Genomic DNA, 22,933 nt, shown 5'->3' on the forward strand with positions numbered 1-22,933 from the left:
CACTGGCACCCGAGTCCTAATTCGGGCATATGTCAACAAAACCTCTTGGCGTCGCGCAAACGTTTGCGGTCCGGTTTCCAGCTCCGGAGGACTCCTGTGCCACGTTTTCGTCTGATCGCAACCGGCGGCACCATCGCCAGTCGCCGCTCGCCCCACGGTCTGCTGGCAGGTGCCACCGGCGCGGAACTCCTGGCACAGAGCGGGCTCGGCGCGCTGGACATGGAGGTCGACGACTTCACGACCCGGGGCAGTTACGCCTTCTCGCTGGCCGACCTTCTCGCCCTCGCCAAGCGGATCCGTGACGCGCTGGCCGGGGGAGCCGACGCCGTGGTCATCACGCACGGCACCGACACGATGGAGGAGTCCGCGTTCCTGCTCGACCTCTTCCACGGCGACCGGCGGCCGGTGGTCCTCACCGGTGCGCAGCGTCCTTTCGACAGCCCTGCACCGGACGGCCCGGCCAATCTCGCCGCGGCTTTCGCGGTGGCGGCCAGTACGCATGCCCGGGGGGCTCGGTCCGCTGCTGGTCTTCGACGGCCTTGCCTGGCAGGCGCGGGGAGTGCGCAAGGTGGAGACCTTGGCCTCCGGTGCGTTCGGCTCGCCCGGGCGCGGCCCGTGTCTGCGGGTGGCCCCGGACGGTGTCCTGCCGCTGGGAGCGCAGCCATGGCCGCCCGCTTTCGATCCTGATGCCGTGGACGAGCTGCCACGGGTCGACGTCGTGGCCGCCTGTGCCGGGTGCGACGGAGCGCTGCTGGACGCCGCGGTCGCCGCCGGTGCCCGTGGCGTGGTGCTGCAGGCGCTGGGAGCGGGCAACGCCTGCTCCGCAGTGGTCCGGACCGTGGAGCGGCTGGTGGCCCGGGGCGTTCCGGTCCTGGTGTGCAGCCGGGCGGTCAGCGGACCGGTCACCCCGCTGTACACCGCCGGTGGCGGTGCGGACCTGGACCGCGCCGGTGCGGTCTTCGCCGGTGACCTCAGCCCGTGGCAGGCCCGGCTGCTGCTGTCCGTGGCCCTCACCCACAAGCCGGAGGACCCCGGATCGGTCGTGTCGCAGTGGCTCGGACAGCCGTCACCCGACGAAGTCTGAGCGGCCTGACCTCACATGTGACCCGGCGCCGTGGGGCGCCGGTGCGTCAGAGCAAGGAGCATCATGAGTAAAGAGATCTTCGTGTCCTTCGGTGTGGACGTCGACGCGGTGGCCGGCTGGCTCGGCTCCTACGGCGGAGAGGACTCTCCCGACGACATCTCCCGCGGCCTGTTCGCCGGGGAGGTCGGCGTTCCTCGTCTGCTGGAACTCTTCCGCCGCTTCGGCCTCACCCAGACGTTCTTCTGGCCGGGGCACTCGATCGAGACCTTCCTCGAGCAGTTCGACGCCTGTGTCGCGGCCGGCCACGAGATCGGCGTGCACGGTTACTCGCACGAGAACCCGATCGCGATGAGCCGTGAGCAGGAGTCGACGGTCCTGGACCACTGCATCAGCCTGATCGAGTCCCGGACCGGCCGGCGCCCCACCGGGTACGTGGCGCCCTGGTGGGAGTTCGGCCCGGTCACCAACGAGCTGCTGCTGGAGCGGGGGATCAAGTACGACCACTCGCTGATGCACCGGGACTTCGAGCCGTACCACGTGCGCGTCGGCGACACCTGGACCAAGATCGATTACAACGCGCCGGCCGAGTCGTGGATGAAGCCGCTCCGGTGCGGCCGGGAGACCGACCTCATCGAGATCCCGGCCAACTGGTACCTGGACGACCTGCCTCCGATGATGTTCATCAAGGCCAGCCCCAACAGCCACGGCTTCGTCAGCCCCCGCGACATCGAAACCATGTGGCGCGACCAGTTCGACTGGGTCCACCGCGAGATGGACTACGCCGCGTTCACCATGACCGTCCACCCGGACGTGTCCGGCAGGCCTCAGGTGCTCATGGCCCTCGAGCGACTGATCGAGCACATCAATTCCCACGAGGGCGTCCAGTGGACCACCTTCGACGCGATCGCCACCGACTTCGCCAAGCGCACCCCCCGAAAGGCCTGACCATGACCCACGCCCTGCCTGCCCGGGACGTCCCGGCCTGGGAATGCGCCGTGACCCCGCGCACCCTGCTGCGTGTGTCCGCCGTGTGCTTCCTGGCCTGGGTGTTCTCCGTCTACGACTACACCCTCTTCGGTACGCTCCTGCCCAAGATCGCCGACAGTTTCGGCTGGTCCCCCGCAAAGGCCACCACCGTGGCCACCTGGGTGACGGTCGGCACTTTCGTCGTCGCACTGAGCGTCGGACCGCTGCTGGACCGAGTGGGCCGCAAGCGCGCCCTGGTCATCGCCATCATCGGGGCCGCCCTCAGCTCGGGCTTCACCGGCCTGGCGGCCGGGGCCGTCACGCTGGTCCTCATCCGCGCCTTCTCCGGCTTCGGATACTCCGAGGAACTGGTCAACACCGTCTACCTCAACGAGATGTACGGCAAGGCCCGCCGCCGTGGCTTCATGTACAGCTTCGTGCAGAGCGGATGGCCCGTCGGCGCCCTGGTCTCGGCCGGACTGACCGCCGTGCTGCTGCCTGCCGTCGGATGGCGCTGGTCCTTCGTCATCGCCGTCATCCCCTCCGTCCTGGTCGCGCTGGCGGCCACCAGGCTGCCCGAGTCCCCGGCGTTCGCGGCTCCCACCGAGGTCCGCCGGCTCCGGTCGAACGGCCATGCCACCGAAGCCGACGGCCTCGCCCAGCGGGGCGGCCTGACGGTGTCCGGCGAGGCCAAGGCCACCCTGCGGGACGTCTTCGCTCCGGGGCTGCGACGCCACACCGTCTGCCTGTCGCTGGCGTGGCTGTTCAACTGGATGGCCATCCAGGTGTTCTCCGTGCTCGGCACCACCGTCCTCACCCAGGGCAAGCACGTCTCCTTCAACAACGCGCTGCTCGTCCTGGTACTGGCCAACGCCGTCGGCTTCGCCGGCTACCTGTTCCACGGCTTCATCGGTGACCGCATCGGCCGCCGCACCACCATCATCGCCGGCTGGACCATCGGCGCCGTCCTCACCGGCGTCATGCTGCTGGGCCCCTCGACCAGCACCTTCGTGATCCCCCTGTGCGCGCTGTCGCTGTTCTTCCTCACCGGCCCCTACGCGGCACTGCTGTTCTACATGGGCGAGTCCTTCCCTGCCCAGGTACGCGGCCTCGGACCCAACGTCGCGCACACGATGGGCCCCGTCGGCGCGATCGTGGGCTCCGCGGTGCTGAGCGTCCTGCTCGGACTCGGGACATCCATGGTCGTGGCAGCCCTGATTGCCGGTTCCGTCTTCATGCTCGCCTCCGGCCTGGTCATGCTCGGCACCCGCCGCGTCGACCAGGACCACCACATCGCAGTGGTCCACCACACCGCAGAAGAAGGCGCTGTCGCATGACCGCACCCCGGCACGATTCCGCCACCCCGACCCGGGACGACGGCCTGGCGGGCAAGGTCGCCGTCATCACCGGAGGCGCCAGCGGCATCGGCAAGGCCCTGGCAGTGGCCTTCGCCCGCGCCGGCACCCTGAGCGTGCTCGGCCACTACCCCAAAGACCCGCACGACGTACGCAAGGCCGTCAACGAGGTCGAGGCCGTCGGAGGGCAGGCCATAGCGGTCGACGTCGACGTGCGTGACCCGCACCAGACCAACGCTCTGGCGCAGGCAGCCGTGGACCACTACGGCCGTCTCGACATCGCCGTCGCAGGGGCCGGGATCCTGCGCCGCGCTCCGCTCACCGAGCTCAGCGACCAGGCGTGGGAGGACATGCTCTCCGTCGACCTCACCGGCGTGCTGCGCACCTTCCGCTCCGCGGCGCGCGTGATGACGGGTCCGGGAGCGATGGTGGCCGTCTCCTCGATCGCCGGCGGTGTCTACGGCTGGGAAGACCACGCCCACCACGCCGCCGCGAAGTCCGGTGTGCTGGGGCTGTGCCGCTCACTGGCAGTGGAACTCGCCCCCCGTCACATCCGCGTCAACTGCGTCATCCCCGGCCTCATCGAAAGCCCCCAGTCGCTCGACCCCGTCAACTCACTCGGTCCCCAGGGCCTGGCCGACGCCGGCCGGCTGATCCCCGCCGGACGAGTGGGCACAGCCGATGAGGCCGCACGCGCCGTCCGGTTCCTGGCCGGCGACGATGCCGCCTACATCACAGGGCAGCAACTCGTCGTCGACGGTGGGCTCACCGTCCGCCGGCCCAGCTGAAAGAAGGCACGATGAATCACTCACTCCACCAACGCACCGCCGTGATCACCGGGGCCGCCGGCGGGATCGGCGCAGCCATCGCAGACGCCTTCGCCGCCGAGGGAGCCCATCTCTTCCTCGCCGACCGCAACCTGGACGGAGCCGAAGCGACCGCGAACAAAGCTCGCGCCGCGGGGGCCAAGGCCACGGCCCACCAGGTCGACGTCACCGACGCGGACGCCACCCGCGCCATGGTCGACGCGGCACACGCAGAATCCGGGCGCATCGACATCCTCGTCAACTGCGCCGGACTGCTCACCGAGGTGCCCTTCACCGAGATGCCACTCGACATCTGGGACAAAATGATCGACGTCGACCTGCGCAGCGTCTTCCTCTGCTGCCGCTGGACAGCACCGATCATGGTCGGGCAAGGCGCCGGCCGCATCATCAACATCTCCTCCCAACTCGCGCTGAAAGGCGGTGAAAGCCTGGTGCACTACTCCGCGGCCAAGGCCGGCGTCATCGGCCTGACCAAGGCCCTCGCCCGCGAACTCGCCCCGCATGGCGTCCTGGTCAACGCCATCGCCCCGGGCCCCATCGACACACCACTTGTAGGCGGGATCAGCGAGGAATGGAAGAAAGCCAAGCAGGCCGAACTTCCCCTGGGCCGCTTCGGTGTCCCCGCGGAGGTCGCACCGACCGCCGTTCTCCTCGCCGGCGACCCCTCGGGCGACCTGTACGTCGGCCAGGTCCTCGGCCCCAACAGCGGCGACGTCATGCCCTGAAGGAAGAAGCAGACACATGTGCGGTGCATGCGGAACCGGAACGATCCGTCCCCCCTGGGAGGTCCTCCTCGCCGGCGACCGCCCTGCCGACCGACGACGACGGGCAACCGCCGCCGCCCGGACAGCCGGCGGACGCGTCAAGGTCACACCGTGGGGCGCCGCCGGCTACCTGCTCACCCCGACGACGGGACCGATCAGAACCTGTCCCGACCTCGACGCCCTTGCCCTCGGACTGCTCCCACATCTGCGTCTTCCCATGCCGACGTGCAGCCCGTGCCGCCATCCAGTGGACCAGCACCTGGTGAACCTTCCCACCGGTACGGACCGCCAGCGTCTCGCCGTCTGGTCGGCGCTGGCCACCGTCCACCGCCACGCCGGCCCACTCACCATCGAGATTCACACATGCTGCCCGGGCAAACCCTCCAACACCCCCACATCCTCAGTCATTTCAGACCGCCACCGCGTTCATGTCCCTCATACCGGCACCGCCCAGCCGAGCATGCTGCTTCGCGGACCGCATGCCGCACAGTATGGAAACCATCTGCTCGACTACCTCGACGGCAGCCCCTCCAAGACCACGCCGGCCCCCGACGTACTCATAGGACTCCGTCAGGTCGGTTACTTGCCCCCTGGTGTCCGAGTCAGGAAACCGGGGCCGTTGATGCTGTTCATCGGATACGTCGGCCTGATCACCGAGTAGGTCCGGTAGCTGGGCTTGTCGGTGAAGGACGCACTCATCGGCGTGGAGTAGTCGTCGAACTGGGTGAGGGGGCCGATTCCGGCGAACAGTCCGACGGTCCGGACCATTGAGGCGGTGCTGTAGAAGGTCGAGTCGACCTTTCCGGTCTGGGTGTACGGGCTGATCGCCAAGGCGAGCGTCCGGTGGGCATCGACGTGGTCGGGCCCGTTCTGGGCTTCGTCCTCGGTGACGAGGATGACCGTGTCCTTCCAGAACTGCGAGTGGGACACCGCGTCCACCAGCCTGCCGAGGGCGTAGTCGTTGTCGGCCACCATGGCCTTGGGGGTGGGCCGACCGGCCGTGGTCCCGAAGGTGTGGTCACCGGGGAACCGGACGAACTGCACCGTAGGCATGTCGCCCTTGGCCTCGTACTCACGGAAGCTCTTCATCCACTGGTCGACCCGTGGAGTCAGGCAGTTGCCCATGGTGGGAGCGAACGTTCCCGCCGAGTCCGGGCAGCCCAGCTCGTCCTGGAAAGCGTGATCGGTCCGGGCGTCGAGCACCGGGTCCTCGGCGTGGACCTCGTTCCCCCGACGCGTCACGTAGAAGCCGAAGTTCGCAAAGCTCACACCGGCCTTGTCCAAACGCTGCCAGAGATAGGAGTTCTGGGGGTCCTGGGCGGCGTTCTCCGGGGCGTTGTGCTCGCCGGGGTACACGCCCTTGCGGCCGGAGTACGCCGCGGGCCACATCTGCTCGGTGTAGGGATTGGAGTTCGACTGGGTCACCCAGTTCCAGGCGCTGGCGCTGACCTGGCCATTGGCATAGAAGTTGTCGATGGTGGTGAAGCGCCGCGCCAACTCGCGGGTGTTGGGCGCCGACTCGTCCCCGAACAGGTTGAGGCCGGGATCGCCGTTGCCCTTCCCCAGGCTGCCGAGCACCTGGTCGTAGCTGCGGTTCTCCTTGACTATGTAGATCACATGCTTGACGGGAGTCCTGTCGCCGGGCCTGCGCGGCACGACTGCGCCACCGGACCTGGTCACCGGGGCGTTGTTGCGCTCCACCCGGCGGGTGTACTCGTCGAGTCGCTCGCCGGAGTCCGGCACGTCCACACTGCTCAGCGTGCCGATGATCATCGACGCGACGTACTGGCTGGGTGACGTCCCGCCCGAGCGCTCGGGATTGGGGTATCCAGGACCGTTGTTCGGGCCCGCCCCCAGCCCCCGGGCATTCGTGATCCGAAGGCGGCCGTTGTGCCAGATCACCGCACTGGGGTACCAACCGGTGGGAATCCTCCCCAGAACCTTGCCGCGGGTCAGGTCGACCACCGAAACGCTGTTGTTGCCGGACTCGGTGACAAACAGCCGCTTGCCCGCACCGTCCAGGGCCAGGCCGGTGGGATTGCTGCCGATGAGAGCCTTCTTGGACGGCGACATGGAGAAGCTGCGCGTCACCCTCCTGGCCGTGAGGTCCACCTCGCTGACGCTGTCGGCGTCGCCGTTCGCGACATAGAGCCTTTGGCCGGAGGCGGAGAGCACCGACTTGTTCGGATGCAGCCCTACCTTGATCTGTCCCGTCACCTGAGGAGCAGAGCCTGCCACATCGACGATGTCGACGGTGTCGGCACCCTGGTTGGACACGTAGGCAGTGCGCCCGTCCTTGCTGAGCGTCACCCACACCGGCCGATGGCCCGCGGCAACGGTCCGTACCTGCCCACTGACCGTGTCGGCGACTGTTACGGCGTCACCGAGCTGATCGGCGACGACGAGTTTCTTCCCTTCCGGGGTGACAGCCAGGCCGGCCGGGAAAAGCGTGAGGGCCCTGCCGTCCGCGGTCTTGGTGGGCAGCTTGATGGGACCGCGTTCGGTGAGCCGCCCACCGGCAAACGACAGCACCCGGATCTTGGAGTTCGCCGCGGCACTGGCGTAGGCGGTCTTGCCGTCCGGACTCCACGCCAGGCCTATGTACAGCGACTCCGGTGACGGATACGACAGTGTCTGGACAACCTTGTTCGTCCGAGTGTCGACCAACTGCAGGCTCTGAACGCCCTGACCGTTGTTGGTCACCAGCAGATAGCGACCGCCGGGGTGAAGAACCGCGTTCAGCGGGAGGTTCCCGAGCCTCGTCTGGTCACCCGCTGGTGTCACCCGGTATCCAACGGGCGTGACTGCGGTGCCGTCTTTCCGGGGGCCGGCGGTCTTGTTGGCGAGTATGGACGAGGGGGTCTGCCGCGTTTCCACAGCTGACGGGCTGTCACCTCCGCCGGGTGCGGCGCCGGCCGGAGCCCTGGGCGCCCCGGCGGTGGCGACAGTGGCCAAAGCCGCACCGCCGATTGCGAGTGTGCACATTTTCGATCTGGTCAATGTCTTCTCCCCCTGCCCTGCAAGGCGGTGTGACGTCGGCGTGGGGCTGAGTGAATTCTCCTTACCGAATCGCTCTCACCGCATGGGGCATTCAGGTGAATAAGCGAAATAATCACGAAAATTACCTGAATGGGTGTCAATGATTGTCTTTCTTCACCTCAGGCAGTAACGCAAGCTCGTCAACCGGGACTGAATGACCGAGCACATTGACGTCAGTCAGGTCACCGCCTGGTGACCTGTGACGATGCGGTGGCGGCCGCCGCCGGCCCCGGCGTGCAGGTCGTGCTGGACGCCGGCGGACGCGTGGTGTCGGCGGGTACCCGCGGAGGCGCCGTCCCGGCCGACGGCGCGGTGCTCCAGGGCATCGGCTCGGCCGCCGACTGGCTGAGCACGACCGGGCTGACGTCGGGCCCAGCGCAGTCGCCCGGTACCCCCCTGCCCGCTTTGACCGCACCGACCGGCAGGCGCACGGGTGCTTCCGTGCGCTCTTCCCGAGGGCGGCGCAAGGCGGCGTCGACGGTCCTTCCGGGCGGAGCGGCCGCCGCCCTGTTCGCGGCGGCCGCCGCACCGGGAGCCTCCTTGAACTCTGACGGCACCAGCCCTTCCGCCCCGCAACCGCCCGCACCCGCCGCCGTCCCCATCACATCCCTCAACGACCCGCAGTCACCCGTGACCGCGCACACGACGACGCCACCTGCGCAATTCCACGGCAGCGCCGGAAACCACGAACACAGGGGCAAACAGGGCAAGGGCGGTGGCCGGGACAGGGGCTCTGACGACTGAGCCGCAGGAAGGCTCCGCACGTACCGCCCGCCGGGTGCACGGCGGTGTGATCGACGGTTTCTCAGTGGGACCGGTCGGCGCGGTGTCGCCGGCAAGCGAACCCGACGATTCCCTCAAGGCTGAGCATGACAGCAACCAGCACGGTACTGAACGTCGTAGCGGACACGATCGCACAGGCCTTCACCACCACCCCGAAGCCGTCCCCGACCACGGCCACCTTCGGCCCGACCATCACCAGCTCCACCCCCGCCAAGTCCAGGTAGTGGTGTGCGGAACGGCGGCCTGGGCCTGGATGTGCTGACCCGCCGAGGCCCTTCTGGTGGGTTCATGAACGATGTGCAGGCCACGCCCGTGAACAGGCGAAGGCATTGCGGACCAGCCGTGCGGGCGGCCCACTGGCCGACCGCACGGTCGAAGGCGACGGTTTCTGGCTCTGGCGCCGAGTGCTGTGGACAACCCCGGCTCGTGCGAGGGGCGAGGCAGGCGGCTTACGGGCGTTGGGTCAGGTCTTGTGGCGGGCCGGTGATGTCCTGGCGCGGAGTGCGGGGTCGTTGCGCAGGCGTAGGAAGGTGACGAGCAGGGTGAGCGCCTGCAGCAGGGCGCACGCCCCGATGAGGCCGTCCAGGTACGGCGGCGGGGTGAGGGCGAGCAGGATGCCCGCGACGGGGAAGGGCAGCAGCAGGAGCAGGATGGTCAGGGAGAGGGTCGTGCCGAAGGCCGCGGGTGGGATGACCTGCGAGCGCAGGGTGCGCAGGACGACGGTGAGCCCTCCGTCGGCGGCCATGAAGAGGGCCACGAGGGCGACGTAGCCGGTGTAGGAGGGGGCCTGGGGCACGGCGAGGCAGGCGGCGGCCGCGACGGTTGCGCTGATGACGCCGATCCCCCACAGGCCGAGCCGGTCGAGGCCGGCCCGGCAGCAGGCGACCGCGACCAAGGTGGCGGCCGCGGCGATGGACCAGAGCGCGCCGGCGGCGGCCGCGGAGTGGCCGAAGCGGTCCTCCACGATGATGGGGCTGGCCGATTGCAGCAGGGCGAGCATGAGGTTGGAGCAGGCCAGTCCGGCCACCAGCCGTCGCAGGGACGGCAGGGAGCGCAGGGTCTGCCACCCTTCCCGCAGGCCGCCGCCCGGCGCCGGTCCGCCGTGGCGCGCGGCGCGCAGGGGTGTGGGCGGGGTCTGCAGGGCGAGTGAGGCGGACAGGAAGGACAGCACGCTCAAGCAGATGAGCATGGGTGTCGGGCCGGTGAGCAGCAGGGCACCGCCCAGGGCCGGGCCGACGAGGGTGGCCGTCTGGTCGATGCCGATGAGCGCCGACTGCACCTTGTGCGCCTGTCTGTCGGTGCGGCGGCTGACGATGGCGCCGACGGCCTCGTTGGCGATGAAACTGAACTGGGTCAGCGCCCCGGTCACGGCGGCCAGTGCCATGACGGTGACGGTCTCGGCCGTACCCGGCTCCAGTACGACCAGCACGACGGCGGCGCCCGCCACCAGCAGGGCGCGGGCGAGTGAGGCGAGGAAGCACACGATCGCCGCGCCGCTGCGGTCCACCAGGGCGCCGGCGATGCCGAACGCGGCCACCCGGGGTATCCACTCCAGCGCGAAGGCCAGGCCGGTCAGGGACGCGGATCCGGTGGTGGCCAGCACCACGAGCGGCATGGCATAGGTCGCCATGGAGTAGGCGAGGGCGTCGCAGGCGCGTGGTGCGTAGACCCGGCGGAACAGGCTGCCGACGGGGACTGCCGCGTGTCGGCCGGCCGGCTGGGCCTCATAGGGGGAGACGGTCACGAAGTGGGGGGCTTTCACTGAGCGGGGGTACGGACGGACGGTCGAGGCGGTGCCGGACGCTCACGCGGAGGAGAACGCCACAGTCATACAAGTCATGGTCATGACGCAGTGCTGGGCCACGTGAACTCCGCTCCGAAACGTAGAAAAGTGCGCAGGGCCAGGCCCGTCACGGGGGTACGGGCCTGGCCCTGCCTGACGCCGCTTGCGTATCCTCCCCCGGAGAGCAGGCGACGTGACCCCGCCCGGGATCACTTATATCAGCGCAGTCCGGGGAGGGAATGTCACCGGCGGCAGCCGATCCTTCCAAGATCAACATATCCATGGGGGAGAAGGTTCGCCTGCCATGCAGTTGCATGCGACGCCTTCACACGCCCGGCCCCTCCTCTTTCGCGCAGCCCTTCTCGGACCCGGCCCGGGGGCAGGATCACCGCTGGCGGCGAAGGCGTTGCTGCAGCACGAGACTGCCGAGCATGAACGGCCCCACTGATCGGTATCGCTGAGCAGGCTCTCCCCGCTCGAGGCGCCGAGACGCGGCCGCCGGTGACCCGGGCCGCGGCTGGCAGCCCAGCGGCGCCGCGGGATGCAGTTGAGCGCAGAAGAGTGGCGGAGAGCGCGGGCCTGTTCCAGCAGAGAGACGCTCAGGCTGCGAGCAGAGCGTGCTGTACCGGCAGATGCACCGTTTCCACACGCGTGGCGACGGTGGGCGCCGAATGCAGGCCCTGTCCGGCGTTGGTGATCTGGATGGTCGCCTCTGCCGGGTTCGCGTTCTACGCCGCCAACCTCGCCTCGTACGACAAGACCTACGGCACGATGGCCGGCGTCATCGTCTTCCTCGTCCGGCTGTGGATCAGCGATCTGGCGATCCTGCTGGGCCTGGAGTTCGACGCGGAGAGCGTCCGGCAGCGAGCCATCGCCGGCGGGCATCCGACCGAGGCCGAGCCCTACACCCAGCCCCGCGACACCAGGAAGTGGGACGAGGAGGCCATCCTGGCCCGGGCGGACCATCTGGTGGAGGCGTTCTGCCGGCGCCGGCAGCGCCCGGAGGGAGGCGTACCCGCCCTCCCGGTCGCAGACCTCCCGGCCCCCGGGCTGGGGGCACAGAAGATCACACCTGTCGGTAGGCGGGTGACGGTCAAGGTGTCCAGAGCCCGCCGTGACGTCGCCCGACACATACGCGAGGCCTTCACGGGTCTCCCGGTCGGGAGCGTCCTGACGGTCGCGCAGACAGTGGCAGCCCGCACCAGCCAGTACGGGGCCGGTGAGATCAGCGCCGGTGCGGTGGCCGCCGGACTCCGCACCGACAACGATCCCGGCATCCGGGTCGTCCCCGGCTCCAGCCCGCTGTCCGCCCGCAAGATCACCTGACCCGTCCGTCCCCCTCACCTGCGGCGCGCGCTCCTTCGGGAACGGTTCTCGACATCGCCCAGGGCCCGGGACCCGTCTGGTCGTCCTTTCCGCGCGAGCGGAGGTGAGCCGCACGCTGCCGCGTCCACCGACGACGGCTGCCTGGAGCACAGGGGGACTCCTCTCCGTGGGACCGGCCGGCGGGCGCGAGGCGACTCGGCCGCCTCCTCCGTCGCACCGCCGGGTGCCCAGGGGAGAGGCCCGCGGAATGCCATGCCGATCGTCAGGACATCTCACGCAGCCGGCTGATCTCGCTGGTCTGCTGTGCGATCACATCGTTCGCCATCTCCTCGACCTGTACGTTGTTGCCGTCCGAGAGCACCGAGGTGGCCATGGTGATCGCGCCGTCGTGGTGCGTGATCATGAGTTTCAGGAACAGCTCGTCGAAGGCCGCGCCCCGCGCCGCGCGCAGCTGCTTCAGCTGCGCCTCGGTCGCCATGCCGGGCATCGCGGCATGGTCGTGGCTGTGCCCCGAGCCCGCGCCACCACTTGTGTGCCGCGTCCCGCCGTGGTTCTTCAACCACCCCTTCATGGCGTCGATTTCAGGACCCTGACCTGCGGCGATGCGTGAGGCGATCCGCTTCACGCCGCCCGACTCCGCCTGGTGCGCGGCGAGTTCGGTCATCTCCAGCGCCTGGCCGTGGTGGATGATCATCATCTGGACGTACTCGAAGTCCGCCGCATTGGGGGAGTCGTCGGGCATCTCCTTCGCGGCGTCCTCGGCGGACAGGGTCCGGGCGGGCTCACCGGGCTTGCCGGGAGCGATCACCGAGGGAGCGGGCGCGCTCTTCTTTCCCGGGGCGTCCGCGCCCGAGTCGCACCCGCTGACAGCGAGGGCGACAAGGGTGAGAGCGGTGACCGCCCGCCACTTGACACGATCAAAGACTTTCATGACAGGTGCGTCGCCATCTTTTGATCTGTACATGAAAAGTACGATACTGCCGCTGTCCGTGAGCCGTTCCCTTGCGAACGGAGACCAGGGAGGAAACAGTGAACCTGTTGAACAGTCCCCGAACACGGCCCAGACACCTGGGGGTTGTGGCAGCCGCCGCCGGCCTGCTGGCGGCGCTGCTCACGGCCGCTCCGGCCGTGGCGACGCCCGACCCCGGCGACGCCACCACCGCGCCTCAGCGAGTGTCGAAGAGTGAGGCGGCCGAGACCAGAACGGCCATCGCCAACGGCGAGATACCGGCGCCGGACGAGATCGTCCACTCCGACAACATCGAACACCTCGCCAACATCCCCAAGGACGCCCTGCCGGACCTGAACTCCGACCTCGCCTTCCAGGGCAAGTACGCGTTCGCCGGCAACTACGACGGCTTCCGCATCTTCGACATCAGCAACCCGAGGGCTCCCAAGACGGTCTCCCAGGTGCTGTGCCCGGGGTCGCAGAACGACGTGTCCGTCTCCGGGAACCTGCTGTTCCTGTCGACCGACTCCTCACGCAGCGACAACTCCTGCTCGAGCACGACGCAGCCCGCGACCGAGAAGTCGTCGTGGGAGGGCATGAAGGTCTTCGACATCAGCGACAAGAAGAACCCGAAGTACGTCGCGGCCGTCGAGACCAACTGCGGCTCACACACGCACTCCCTCGTTCCCCATGGCCGCAACGTCTACATCTACGTGTCCTCGTACTCCCCGAGCCCGTCGTTCCCCGACTGCCGGCCCCCGCACGACGGCATCTCGATCGTCAAGGTGCCGCGCGACGCTCCCCAGAAGGCCGCGGTAGTCAACTTCGCGGTGCTCTTCCCGGGTGACGGCCCCGACGGTGGCGGCAACCCCGGCGCGCCCACCAACCCGGGCGTCTCCAAGACGACCGGCTGCCACGACATCACCGTGCTGCCGTCGAAGGACCTGGCCGCCGGTGCCTGCATGGGCGACGGCATCCTGATGTCCATCAAGGACCCGGAGCACCCGAAGGTCATCGACCAGGTCCAGGACAACGTCAACTTCGCGTTCTGGCACTCGGCGACCTTCAACCAGACCGCGAAGAAGGTCGTCTTCACCGACGAACTCGGCGGCGGATCCGCCGCGACCTGCAACGCGGCCATCGGCCCGAACCGCGGAGCCGACGGCATCTACGACATCGTCGGCAAGGGCGACCACCGCAAGCTCGTCTTCCGCGGTTACTTCAAGATCCCCCGGCACCAGGCGGACACCGAGAACTGCGTCGCCCACAACGGCTCGCTGATCCCGGTCAGGGGCCGCGACATCATGGTCCAGGCCTGGTACCAGGGCGGCGTCTCGGTCTGGGACTTCACCGACTCGACGAAGCCGAAGGAGATCGGCTACTTCGAGCGCGGCCCGCTCACCACGGACCGGCTGACCGTGGGCGGCTCCTGGTCCGCGTACTACTACAACGGCTACATCTACTCGAACGACATCGCCAAGGGCTTCGATGTGCTCAAGCTCAGCGACCGGCGCACCGACCCGGCCCGAAAGATCCACCTGGACCAGCTGAACGTCCAGACCCAGCCGGACTACTTCGACTGACAGCCCGGCAAAGGCCTGCCGGACTCCGGGCCCAGGAACCCGGAGACGTGGGCAAGCGCTGTGGCACCGGTCCCGCCGGGCGGCTCATCGCCCGGCGGGACACCCAGCTCCCAGTCCAGACCGAAGCAGTGGATGATCCCGCTGACTCCGCTCGGCACCAGGCGAGTGCTCGGGGGAGCGGTTCGCCTTCCCCCGCACTCCCGCGGTCCACGTGGCATGCGGCTGCACGACCCGGCAGACCTTCCCGGTCAAAGCACTGGCAAGAACGCGCGCGTGCTGGTGCAGCCGGCCCCGACCCCGGCTCCGGACACCGACGATTCCCAGCCATCACGTCGTCGAGGAGCATGGCCAGAGGGACGCTGGTGCGATGTCGGTGCGGTGATGAAGAATGCCGCCAGAAAGAGAGATCAACTTTGCCCGTGCTGGGTAAGCGATCTTCAGTCCCGCCTCCAGGAAGGCCACACTGATGCAGTCCGTCCCCCACCCGGCACAGGCCGTCGTCCTGCACTACCGCAGCCGCGCCGTCGCCCCGCTCCGTCCCCTGGGTGTCACGGATGCCGAACTGCTGCGCATCATCTCCGACCCCTGCACACCCGTGTTCCTTACGGTGCACGCGGGCGGACGCCGCAGATACAGCTACTGGCAGCCGTTCGACGCCCACACCGGCAGGGGGAGTTGCTACGTCGCCCTGCCGACTGACGCGTGCGACATACTGCACTCCACCGGACGGATCACGCTGGGCGAGCCGCTCGTCGATCCGGGCAGGACGATCTACCGCATCCGGCCCGCCGACACCCTGGCCGCTCCCCAGCGCTTGGTGCGGACAACGGCCCACGCGGCATGACCGACAGCCGACGCGATCCGTCGGCTGTCGGTCTTCGCCGGGTCGGGCCCCAGCCCTCCAGCCCGAGAGCGAACGCTACCCGTCCTGACCTCGCGACGACGGAGGTGAGGCCCCGGCCGCAAGATCGGATCCTCACCCGTGACCGCGAGGCGGAACTGGACCAGATCGAGGGGGTCCTGGATCGTTTCCCCGACCGGGCGTTCGTCTTCGACGAGTTCGGCCCACTCGGGATCCGGCCCACCGCGGGCCCGGGCTGGGCCGAGCAGAAACGCCCCGACCGGTTGCTCGTCTGCGTGCCCAGGCCGGCACCGCCCCCGACCTCACCACCCTCGTCGGCGAACTCCTCCTCAAAAGCCCCGGCTTCGCCGAACTGTGGGAACGCTACGACGTCGTGGGACGTAGGAGCACCAGCAAGACCCTCCACGGCCCCCAGGTCGTAAGACTCACCCTCACCAGCCGGAGCATGCACCTCGAAGGCACCCCGGGCCGGCGCCTCGGGGTCTACACAGCCGAACCCGGCACCCCCGACTACGACGCCATGCTCCTGCTCGACATGACCGCCACACACTGAGCCGAGTCCGTCCGAGCGGAAGCGCCAAGAACTCGGGTGCGCGGGCAGCAGCCGCCGGCGGATGTGGTCGGCCGTGTGCCGGGCGGTGGCCTTGGCCCGGGTCTCACTGGGACGGGGGCGGGGCCGGGCGGTCACCGTGGTCGGCTTGACCTCGATGCCGTGCGCGGCGGTCTGCTCGGGCAGAACCGCGATGACGGCAAGCCGGGTCCGCGGGCGGTCTCGGCGGCGTGATCGAGTTGTGCGTACGCCGCTTCCGCTGCGAGAACACCGCCTGCCCGGCGGTGACGTTCGCCGAGCCGGTCACGGTCCTGACCACCCCGCACAGCCGGTACACCCCGTTGCCGCGTGGGGCGGTCACATTTCCGCACACCCGAAAGCGAGCGGCGTTCCCAGCAGACGGGAACGCCGCTCGCTTTCAGTGCCGGTCCATGGATTCGGTGGCCGCGATGTCAGTCCTGATGCTCGGCTTCGGTTTCGGAGCGGACGGCAGCCTCATGGGCCAGACGGCGGGGGCGACGGCGGAGCACTGCCCATGCGATGCCGAGGACGACGAACCACACCGGGGTCGCCAGAAGCGCCTGCAGCGTGTCGGACTTCTGGGTCAGTGCCCAGATGAGGAACGCGAAGAACGCGAGCACGACGTAGCACATGGCGATGCCGCCGGGCATCTTGAACGTCGATGCCTCGTGCAGGTGCGGACGGCGCTTGCGGTACACGATGTAGCTGATCAGGATGATCGACCAGACGAACATGAACAGCACGGCGGAGACGGTGGTCACCAAGGTGAATGCCTCGATGATCGAGTTGTCCGTGGCGAGCATGACCACACCGGCGAGCAGGAACACCCCGGACAGGAACAGGGCGTTGGCCGGGACTTTCCTGGAGGTGAGTCGGCCGAATCGCGCCGGGGCGTCGCCCTCCTGGGCCAGCCCGTAGACCATCCGTGAGGTGGAGTAGATGCCCGAGTTCGCTGACGAGGCGGCCGAGGTCAGCACGACGAAGTTGATCACCGAGGCGGCGACCCCGAGGCCGGCGAGGGTGAACATCACGACGAACGGGCTGCGGTCCGCGCTGATCTCGCGCCAGGGCGTGACCGACATGATCACGACCAGCGCGACCACGTAGAACAGCATCACACGCACCGGGATCGAGTTGATCGCCTTGGGCAGGTTCCGTTCCGGGTTCTTGGTCTCGGCCGCGGTGGTGCCGACCAGTTCGATGCCGACGAAGGCGAAGGTCGCGATCTGGAAACCCGCGACGAATCCCATGGGACCGGTGGGGAAGAAGCCGCCGTCGTTCCAGAGGTTGGAGAAGCCTGCGGCGGCGCCCCCGGGCGCCTGGAAGTGGTTGAACACCATGCCGAGCCCGACGACGATCAGCGCCACGATCGCGACGATCTTGATCAGTGCGAACCAGAACTCGGTCTCGCCGAACGCCTTCACGGTGGGCAGGTTCAGGACGATCAGCACGACGACCGCGGCCAGCGCCGGTATCCACAGCGCAAGGCCGTGCCACCAGTACGACACGTATCCGGAGATCGCGATGACGTCGGCGATGCCGGTGACGATCCAACAGAACCAGTAGGTCCAGCCGGTGAAGAAGCCGGCCCACGGGCCGAGCAGGTCGGCCGCGAAGTCGGCGAAGGACTTGTAGCGCAGGTTGGACAGCAGCAGCTCGCCCATCGCCCGCATCACGAAGAACAGCATCACGCCGATGATCATGTAGACAAAGATCACCGAGGGGCCGGCCAGCGAGATCGTCTTGCCCGACCCCATGAACAGGCCGGTTCCGATCGCACCACCGATCGCGATGAGCTGGATGTGCCGGTTGGACAACTGCCGGGAAAGATGCTGCTCGCCCCCGGGCGGGGGCGTCGATCCGGACACCGGCAAGGTGGTCAGGCCGGTGTCACTGCTTTCAGACATCAGGGAGCAAACCTCATGGATCTCAAGACGCGTGCGGGCACGCGATAGGGGTGTCTCGGAAAGTGACCGCGCGCACAGGCGACGAACGGGCAGGATGATCCTGTGCGCGGACATGCGGCAGCCGACCGGAACGGTGCCGGACACGCTGAACACGCCCACGCGGAAAGCCGAAAATCAGCCCGGAAGTCGGCAGACGGGCGGCGGTAAGGGGGGAGGCAGCGGGACAGCCATCGGGGGCTCCTCGAGTGTCGAGCACGGGCGGTGCCCGTGCGGCCGAGTGAGCCTCCCCCTCTGTCATGGGCCTGAGAGCTTCACCGCGCGGAGCGCGGCTTGCACCGTGGGCGAGGCGCGTGAGCGCCTGCTTTCCAGAGTCGCCTGCCCGAGCGGTAGGGGTGCCTGAGAGTTTCCGGGGAGGTGTTGCTCCTTCGGCGCCCGGGTCTGGCTGACTCGGTACTCTCCCGCTGCGGGGTGAACGGCGATGTGCGGTGAGACTAGGACCACATCAGCGACCGGTCAAGGGACCGGCCGAATGCTGGACGTTGCTTTCGAGTAGTTTCGAGTGGTACGGCACTCGCCTTCAAGGGATGGCGTTTGTGCAGCTCAAGGCGTATGTCCTCATCGTGGTTCTTGATCGCTTTCCGTGCCGGAACCACGCAGGGTCACCACGACCGCGATCATGAACGGCCTCGCGCCGCGAAGGTCCGCCCGCGTGGCCACACCACGACTGAGACAGGCCGGTACCGGTGGTCCAGCGTGTTGCCGTAGTTGCCCATGTAGCCCTCGTACTGGGAGTCATAGGGCGTCAGGTCCGCGCTCGGGGTGCTGGCGCAAGCCTCGTAGTCGTGGACGTGCAGCGAGATCTGCTCGCCGCCGGTGCCGTCCGGGCCGGTCCACCAGCCGAGGGTGATCTCGTCGTCGATCAGGTCGCCGGACCCCCGGCTCCGGAACGCAGCCAGGTGCACCGGGAGAACACGGCCGGCATACGGGCGGCACGGCGCGCCGGTAGCGTGCCGAAGAGAACGAGCAGTAGACGAAGGGGAAGACCGCGGCGGCGGCCTGCAGTGCGTCGCCGACGGTTTCGGGGGGAGTCGTCCAGGTCCATCAGCGCGCGGGTGACCCGGTCCCGGTCCGCGCCGGACCGTTCGCCGGCATGTTCCCAGGACACCCGGCAGCCCGGACGCGTCTCACATCTTGATATGAGGCGACTGGTAAATGAGATTCTTGACATCGTTACCATGCCCGCACCGTTCGCGCAGCCGTTTCTCGAAGGGAAACGCGTGCCGTCGTGCGGGCCGTCGGCCCGTACCGCCGACGGCCGTTCTTTGCCCTCGTGCGAAAGACCAAGAAATGCCCGCACCAACCACCGGCCCAGCCCAGGCACCCGTCAACTCGCGGTCCCGCGTCCTCATCGCGAGCCTCATCGGCACGACGATCGAGTTCTACGACTTCTACATCTACGCGACCGCCGCCGTCCTGGTCTTCCCCGCGCTCTTCTTCCCGAACAGCGACCCGACCACGGCGCTGCTGTCGTCCTTCGCGGTGTTCGGCGCCGCGATGGTCGCCCGCCCGATCGGCGCCGTCGTCTTCGGACACCTCGGCGACCGGATCGGCCGCAAGGGCACGCTGGTGGCCTCACTTCTCACCATGGGCATCGCCACCTTCCTCATCGGCGTGCTGCCCACCTACGCGCAGGCCGGCTGGATCGCCACCGCGCTGCTGGTGCTGATGCGGCTCGCGCAGGGCTTCGCACTCGGCGGCGAGTGGAGCGGCGCCGCCCTGGTCGCCACCGAGAACGCCCCCAGCGACAAGCGCGCCCTCTACGGCACGTTCCCGCAGCTGGGAGCCCCGCTCGGCTTCATCATCGGCAACGGGCTCTTCCTGATCATCGGCGCGCTGCAGCCGTCCACGGCGGGCGCCGACCCGTCGCAGCCCTCCGAGGCCTTCCTGAGCTGGGGCTGGCGCGTGCCGTTCCTGTTCTCCGCCGTGATGGTCGCGATCGGCCTGTGGGTGCGGATGCGCCTCGTCGAGTCGACGGTCTTCGCCAAGACCCGCGAGGCCGGACTGGTGCGGAAGCTGCCGCTGGCCACCGTCTTCCGCAACCACTGGAAGCAGCTGATCCTCGGCACCTTCTTCATGCTCGCGACGTACGTGCTCTTCTATCTGATGACCACGTTCTCGCTGAGCTACGGCCGTGCCCCGAAGGACACCGCGGTGCCCGGCCTGGGGTACAGCTACACCACCTTCGTAGTGATGATGATCTTCGGCGTGCTGTTCTTCGCCGCGTTCACCCTGATCTCCGGCCCGCTCGCCGACAAGTACGGTCGTCGCGCCACCCTGATCTGGGTCACCGCCACGATCCTGGTCTTCGGGCTGGTGTGGGTACCGCTGATCGGCATGGGCACGCTCGGCGTGGTGCTGTGGCTGGTGCTCGGCTTCACGCTGATGGGCATGACCTTCGGCCCGATGGGCGCGCTCCTGCCGGAACTCTTCCCGACGAGCGTGCGCTACACCGGCTCCGGCATCTCGTACAACGTCAGCTCGATCCTCGGCGCGGCCGTCGCCCCGTTCATCGCGGTGGCGCTGTGGGAGGCCGGCGACGGCTCGCCGTGGCTGGTCGGTGTCTACCTCTCCGTGATGGCGCTGCTGACCCTGGTCTCGCTGCTGATCGGCAAGGAGACGAAGGACGTCGCCCTTGACGAGGGCGAGGCCCCCACCCGCCGCGATCACGACCATGCCCCCGCCGCCACCGCGGCTCCCTGAACCGTCCGCCATCCCACCGCGGCCCCCTTCCCCGTACGAGGGCGAAGGGGGCCGCGGTGTCTTCACGGACGCCGCCGGCTCCGTCGCGCGCCGACCGGTGCCCACTACCGGTGGTTCGTTGACATGGGGGAGGGCCAGAGGCAGCACGAGTAGCGGGGGTGGATGTGATGACTGCTCGTCGTCCGTGTCCGCCGGTGCGGGGCCGCTGGAGGACTACGCTGCCGGCTTCGATGACAACGACACACACTCTCATACATGGTTACGCTCACTGACGTTTTCTCAACGGTGATCATTTCCAGGTTCCGTCAAGGACGAGGGCGGCGCGGGCGATGTCGCCGATCCGGCTGGGGCTGAGGGTGACGTGTTGCAGGGCGCGCCGGCGCTGCTTGAGCTCGGCTGCGGCGCGTTCGCCGAGGGCACGGATGCTTTTGAGCAGGGCGTTGGTCCCGGTGGTGCGAGGATCGATGTGGAGTGCCTGCTCGGAGCGGCCCTTCGGGCGACGGGCGGGGACAGGATGCCGATGCCGGCGCCTGTACAGCCTTTGTCCGCGAGGGTGGCAGGCCGTCGGTGGCCGCCTTGTACAGGGTCGGGAGGACGTGGAGGCGGGCGGCGGTGATGTCGGGGACGCTGCCGGGCTCGACCTCGGAGGCCCACGACGGCGTGCCGTCGGGGGCGGCCAGGAACTGCACGTTCCCGCCGAAGGCCTTGTCCTTCTGGCGGAACCACCAGTCGTTGCCGTTCTCGCGCACGCCGGCGACCCGGTCCGATTCGATCAGCGTGCCGTCGAGCGTGGCGGCGTAGGGGAGCACGGTGAAGCCTCTGGTCCGGCGGACGATCGTGCGTGAAGGGCCCCGTCTTACCAGCCCGGCGGCGTGCTCCCACGGTCGGGCCGCAGGGGGACTGTCGTATGGCTGATCCAGGCTTCCCGACCGTGATCACCACCTTGATGACGTATGCGGGTCCGGTCGATGACCATGCGCTGGTGACACGCACCGGCGGCGTGCCGCTGGTGCCGGCCGGGTTCACCTGGCCGCAGTGCGCGGCGTGCTCGGGACCGATGCAGTTCCTCGCGCAGCTGCTGGCGAACGCCCCCGGCACCCAGGGTGCCGAGGCAGCCGCGGTGGCCGAGTGCGTCCTGTCGGTCTTCATGTGCCGGAACGACCCGGGGCTGTGCGACGAGTGGGATCCGGTCGCGGGCGGCAACCGGGCGCTGCTGTTCCCTTGCGCCGGGCTCACGCCCGCCCCGGTGCCGGCGGAAGGCGAGACCGTGTTGTCAGAGACCTGCGGCATCGACTGCACGGCGATCGACGCGGTTCCCTACCACGAGGCACGCAGTAACTGGTCGCAGGCTTATGGCCGTCCCTTGCGGGACGTCCTCGGCCAACTGGGCGGCGTTCCGTCGTGGCTGCAGCACGACGAGACGCAGGCGTGCCCGTCGTGCGCGCAGCCGATGAGCTTCATGGCCCAGTTCGAGGAGGGACGCGACCACCGGACAGCGATGAACTTCGGTGGAGGTGGCTGCGGATACGCCTTCGCATGCGTGACGTGCAAGGAAGGCTCGTTCCTGTGGCAGTGCTGATCGGCCGTCCGCTGAGAAAACCTGAGTGAGTCCCGAGCAGAGCTGTATCTGGAACAGCATCGCAACCACGAGGTTGCACACTCGCCAACGCGCGATCAAGACCCACGGCGACCGGGGCGCCTCGGTCACCGCATTCTTGACCCATGCGCATGGGCCGTTCGCGGTTTGCGAGGCCCTGGGGTTGCCGGCAGGTGACCGGTTCCCGGGTGCTGGGGGATGGTGGACGAGAATCGCGGCCGGAGGAGAATGCCATAGCTGGAGCATTCTCTTCCGGCCGCGGGGGAAAGCACTACCCGTCGATATCAGTGATCGTGGTTTCCTTACCACGGTCATCCAGCCTTACTCAGGCTCGGTCGTCGAGGCCTCCGCTTCCCCCTCCTCGGTTGTCGGCTGTTCGGCTTCGGTTGGGGTTGCCTCGGGTGCCGCGGTTTCGTCGGCGGTGGGGGTGGCTTCTGCTTCCGTTGTCTCTTCGGTTTCCGCTGCTTCGGTTTCCGGCTGCTCACCTTCGGTTGGGGTTGCCTCGGGTGCCGCGGTTTCGTCGGCGGTGGGGGTGGCTTCTGCTTCCGTTGTCTCTTCGGTTTCCGCTGCTTCGGTTTCCGGCTGCTCACCTTCGGTTGGGGTTGCCTCGGGTGCCGCGGTTTCGTCGGCGGTGGGGGTGGCTTCTGCTTCCGTTGTCTCTTCGGTTTCCGCTGCTTCGGTTTCCGGCTGCTCACCTTCCGTCGGGGTCGCCTCGGGTTCCTCGGGTGCCTGTTCGGTGTCGCTCATTGTTCGCCTTCTTCCCGCAGCGCACGTGGG

The 22,933-nt window shown here is 68.5% G+C and carries 19 protein-coding genes, 2 pseudogenes and 2 riboswitches; of the genes and pseudogenes, 15 read left to right on the forward strand and 6 right to left on the reverse strand.

What is annotated here, in order from left to right; translation table 11 throughout:
• The first annotated feature begins 45 nt into the window (after positions 1-45).
• From ACX25U_RS36480 to ACX25U_RS36505, 6 genes are all read left to right on the forward strand, one after another.
• On the forward strand, positions 46-687 hold the full coding sequence (locus ACX25U_RS36480) for an asparaginase domain-containing protein (RefSeq protein WP_454386399.1): 642 nt from the start codon (positions 46-48) through the stop codon (positions 685-687).
• A gap of 4 nt (positions 688-691) precedes the next feature.
• Positions 692-1,084, forward strand: coding sequence for a hypothetical protein (locus ACX25U_RS36485; protein ID WP_454386401.1), 393 nt, complete (start codon positions 692-694; stop codon positions 1,082-1,084).
• Between the two features lie 63 nt (positions 1,085-1,147).
• Positions 1,148-2,029: a polysaccharide deacetylase family protein gene (locus ACX25U_RS36490; protein ID WP_454386403.1), complete on the forward strand. Its 882-nt coding sequence runs from the start codon at positions 1,148-1,150 to the stop codon at positions 2,027-2,029.
• A 2-nt stretch (positions 2,030-2,031) separates the two neighbouring features.
• Positions 2,032-3,387: an MFS transporter gene (locus ACX25U_RS36495; RefSeq protein WP_454386405.1), complete on the forward strand. Its 1,356-nt coding sequence runs from the start codon at positions 2,032-2,034 to the stop codon at positions 3,385-3,387.
• Positions 3,384-4,193 (forward strand): SDR family NAD(P)-dependent oxidoreductase, encoded by an 810-nt coding sequence (locus ACX25U_RS36500; protein WP_454386406.1) that lies wholly within the window; start codon positions 3,384-3,386, stop codon positions 4,191-4,193. The genes ACX25U_RS36495 and ACX25U_RS36500 overlap by 4 nt, the downstream gene beginning before the upstream one ends.
• A gap of 11 nt (positions 4,194-4,204) precedes the next feature.
• Positions 4,205-4,957: an SDR family NAD(P)-dependent oxidoreductase gene (locus ACX25U_RS36505; RefSeq protein WP_454386408.1), complete on the forward strand. Its 753-nt coding sequence runs from the start codon at positions 4,205-4,207 to the stop codon at positions 4,955-4,957.
• 618 nt (positions 4,958-5,575) lie between these two features.
• Here ACX25U_RS36505 and ACX25U_RS36510 read toward each other — a convergent pair.
• Positions 5,576-7,699 carry an alkaline phosphatase family protein gene (locus ACX25U_RS36510; RefSeq protein ID WP_454386409.1) on the reverse strand — a complete coding sequence of 708 codons (2,124 nt, stop codon included), beginning with the start codon at positions 7,697-7,699 and terminating at the stop codon, positions 5,576-5,578.
• Positions 7,700-8,227: 528 nt separating this feature from the next.
• Between ACX25U_RS36510 and ACX25U_RS36515 the strand changes: the two genes are divergently transcribed.
• Positions 8,228-8,779: a hypothetical protein gene (locus ACX25U_RS36515; protein ID WP_454386411.1), complete on the forward strand. Its 552-nt coding sequence runs from the start codon at positions 8,228-8,230 to the stop codon at positions 8,777-8,779.
• Positions 8,780-8,904: 125 nt separating this feature from the next.
• Positions 8,905-9,042 (forward strand): hypothetical protein, encoded by a 138-nt coding sequence (locus tag ACX25U_RS36520; RefSeq protein WP_454386413.1) that lies wholly within the window; start codon positions 8,905-8,907, stop codon positions 9,040-9,042.
• Between the two features lie 239 nt (positions 9,043-9,281).
• Here the strand turns inward: ACX25U_RS36520 and ACX25U_RS36525 are convergent, their stop codons facing one another.
• Positions 9,282-10,562: an MFS transporter gene (locus tag ACX25U_RS36525; protein WP_454394666.1), complete on the reverse strand. Its 1,281-nt coding sequence runs from the start codon at positions 10,560-10,562 to the stop codon at positions 9,282-9,284.
• 726 nt (positions 10,563-11,288) lie between these two features.
• Between ACX25U_RS36525 and ACX25U_RS36530 the strand changes: the two are divergent.
• A pseudogene (locus ACX25U_RS36530) lies at positions 11,289-11,543 on the forward strand (YhjD/YihY/BrkB family envelope integrity protein); the annotation flags it as partial.
• Positions 11,544-12,189: 646 nt separating this feature from the next.
• On the opposite strand, the gene ACX25U_RS36535 reads toward ACX25U_RS36530, so the two are convergent.
• Positions 12,190-12,858 carry a DUF305 domain-containing protein gene (locus ACX25U_RS36535; RefSeq protein WP_454386415.1) on the reverse strand — a complete coding sequence of 223 codons (669 nt, stop codon included), beginning with the start codon at positions 12,856-12,858 and terminating at the stop codon, positions 12,190-12,192.
• Between the two features lie 98 nt (positions 12,859-12,956).
• On the opposite strand from ACX25U_RS36535, the gene ACX25U_RS36540 reads away from it, so the two are divergent.
• The 4 genes and pseudogenes from ACX25U_RS36540 (at position 12,957) to ACX25U_RS36555 (ending at position 15,874) form a co-directional block, all read left to right on the forward strand.
• Positions 12,957-14,459, forward strand: coding sequence for an LVIVD repeat-containing protein (locus ACX25U_RS36540; RefSeq protein WP_454386416.1), 1,503 nt, complete (start codon positions 12,957-12,959; stop codon positions 14,457-14,459).
• Positions 14,460-14,925: 466 nt separating this feature from the next.
• Positions 14,926-15,303: a hypothetical protein gene (locus ACX25U_RS36545; RefSeq protein WP_454386418.1), complete on the forward strand. Its 378-nt coding sequence runs from the start codon at positions 14,926-14,928 to the stop codon at positions 15,301-15,303.
• Between the two features lie 140 nt (positions 15,304-15,443).
• A pseudogene (locus tag ACX25U_RS36550) lies at positions 15,444-15,587 on the forward strand (IS630 family transposase); the annotation flags it as partial.
• A 5-nt stretch (positions 15,588-15,592) separates the two neighbouring features.
• Positions 15,593-15,874 carry an MmyB family transcriptional regulator gene (locus ACX25U_RS36555; RefSeq protein WP_454394668.1) on the forward strand — a complete coding sequence of 94 codons (282 nt, stop codon included), beginning with the start codon at positions 15,593-15,595 and terminating at the stop codon, positions 15,872-15,874.
• A gap of 449 nt (positions 15,875-16,323) precedes the next feature.
• Here the strand turns inward: ACX25U_RS36555 and cycA are convergent, their stop codons facing one another.
• Together cycA and ACX25U_RS36565 are read right to left on the reverse strand one after the other, a co-directional pair.
• Positions 16,324-17,799, reverse strand: a complete 1,476-nt coding sequence (cycA, locus tag ACX25U_RS36560; protein WP_454386420.1) for a D-serine/D-alanine/glycine transporter — start codon at positions 17,797-17,799, stop codon at positions 16,324-16,326.
• 284 nt (positions 17,800-18,083) lie between these two features.
• A riboswitch (glycine riboswitch) is annotated at positions 18,084-18,173 on the reverse strand.
• A riboswitch (glycine riboswitch) is annotated at positions 18,174-18,271 on the reverse strand.
• A 202-nt stretch (positions 18,272-18,473) separates the two neighbouring features.
• Positions 18,474-18,761 (reverse strand): hypothetical protein, encoded by a 288-nt coding sequence (locus ACX25U_RS36565; RefSeq protein WP_454386422.1) that lies wholly within the window; start codon positions 18,759-18,761, stop codon positions 18,474-18,476.
• 385 nt (positions 18,762-19,146) lie between these two features.
• Between ACX25U_RS36565 and ACX25U_RS36570 the strand changes: the two genes are divergently transcribed.
• Entirely contained in the window at positions 19,147-20,559 is a 1,413-nt protein-coding gene (locus tag ACX25U_RS36570; RefSeq protein WP_454386424.1) for an MFS transporter, read from the forward strand.
• 931 nt (positions 20,560-21,490) lie between these two features.
• Positions 21,491-22,138 carry a DUF1963 domain-containing protein gene (locus ACX25U_RS36575; protein ID WP_454386426.1) on the forward strand — a complete coding sequence of 216 codons (648 nt, stop codon included), beginning with the start codon at positions 21,491-21,493 and terminating at the stop codon, positions 22,136-22,138.
• A gap of 339 nt (positions 22,139-22,477) precedes the next feature.
• Here ACX25U_RS36575 and ACX25U_RS36580 read toward each other — a convergent pair whose 3' ends face one another.
• A complete protein-coding gene (locus ACX25U_RS36580; protein WP_454386428.1) occupies positions 22,478-22,903 on the reverse strand; it encodes a hypothetical protein in 426 nt (141 codons plus the stop codon).
• Positions 22,904-22,933: the final 30 nt, after the last annotated feature.

It is taken from the genome of Streptomyces sp. JNUCC 63, from assembly GCF_054366325.1.

Excerpts from the sequence above, each read along its gene's own strand:
- ACX25U_RS36490 (WP_454386403.1), top strand. The coding sequence starts at position 1,148 with ATGAGTAAAGAGATCTTCGTGTCCTTCGGTGTGGACGTCGACGCGGTG.
- ACX25U_RS36495 (WP_454386405.1), top strand. The coding sequence starts at position 2,032 with ATGACCCACGCCCTGCCTGCCCGGGACGTCCCGGCCTGGGAATGCGCC.
- ACX25U_RS36500 (WP_454386406.1), top strand. The coding sequence starts at position 3,384 with ATGACCGCACCCCGGCACGATTCCGCCACCCCGACCCGGGACGACGGC.
- ACX25U_RS36505 (WP_454386408.1), top strand. The coding sequence starts at position 4,205 with ATGAATCACTCACTCCACCAACGCACCGCCGTGATCACCGGGGCCGCC.
- ACX25U_RS36520 (WP_454386413.1), top strand. The coding sequence starts at position 8,905 with ATGACAGCAACCAGCACGGTACTGAACGTCGTAGCGGACACGATCGCA.
- ACX25U_RS36535 (WP_454386415.1), bottom strand. The coding sequence starts at position 12,858 with ATGAAAGTCTTTGATCGTGTCAAGTGGCGGGCGGTCACCGCTCTCACC.
- ACX25U_RS36545 (WP_454386418.1), top strand. The coding sequence starts at position 14,926 with ATGCAGTCCGTCCCCCACCCGGCACAGGCCGTCGTCCTGCACTACCGC.
- cycA (WP_454386420.1), bottom strand. The coding sequence starts at position 17,799 with ATGTCTGAAAGCAGTGACACCGGCCTGACCACCTTGCCGGTGTCCGGA.
- ACX25U_RS36570 (WP_454386424.1), top strand. The coding sequence starts at position 19,147 with ATGCCCGCACCAACCACCGGCCCAGCCCAGGCACCCGTCAACTCGCGG.
- ACX25U_RS36580 (WP_454386428.1), bottom strand. The coding sequence starts at position 22,903 with ATGAGCGACACCGAACAGGCACCCGAGGAACCCGAGGCGACCCCGACG.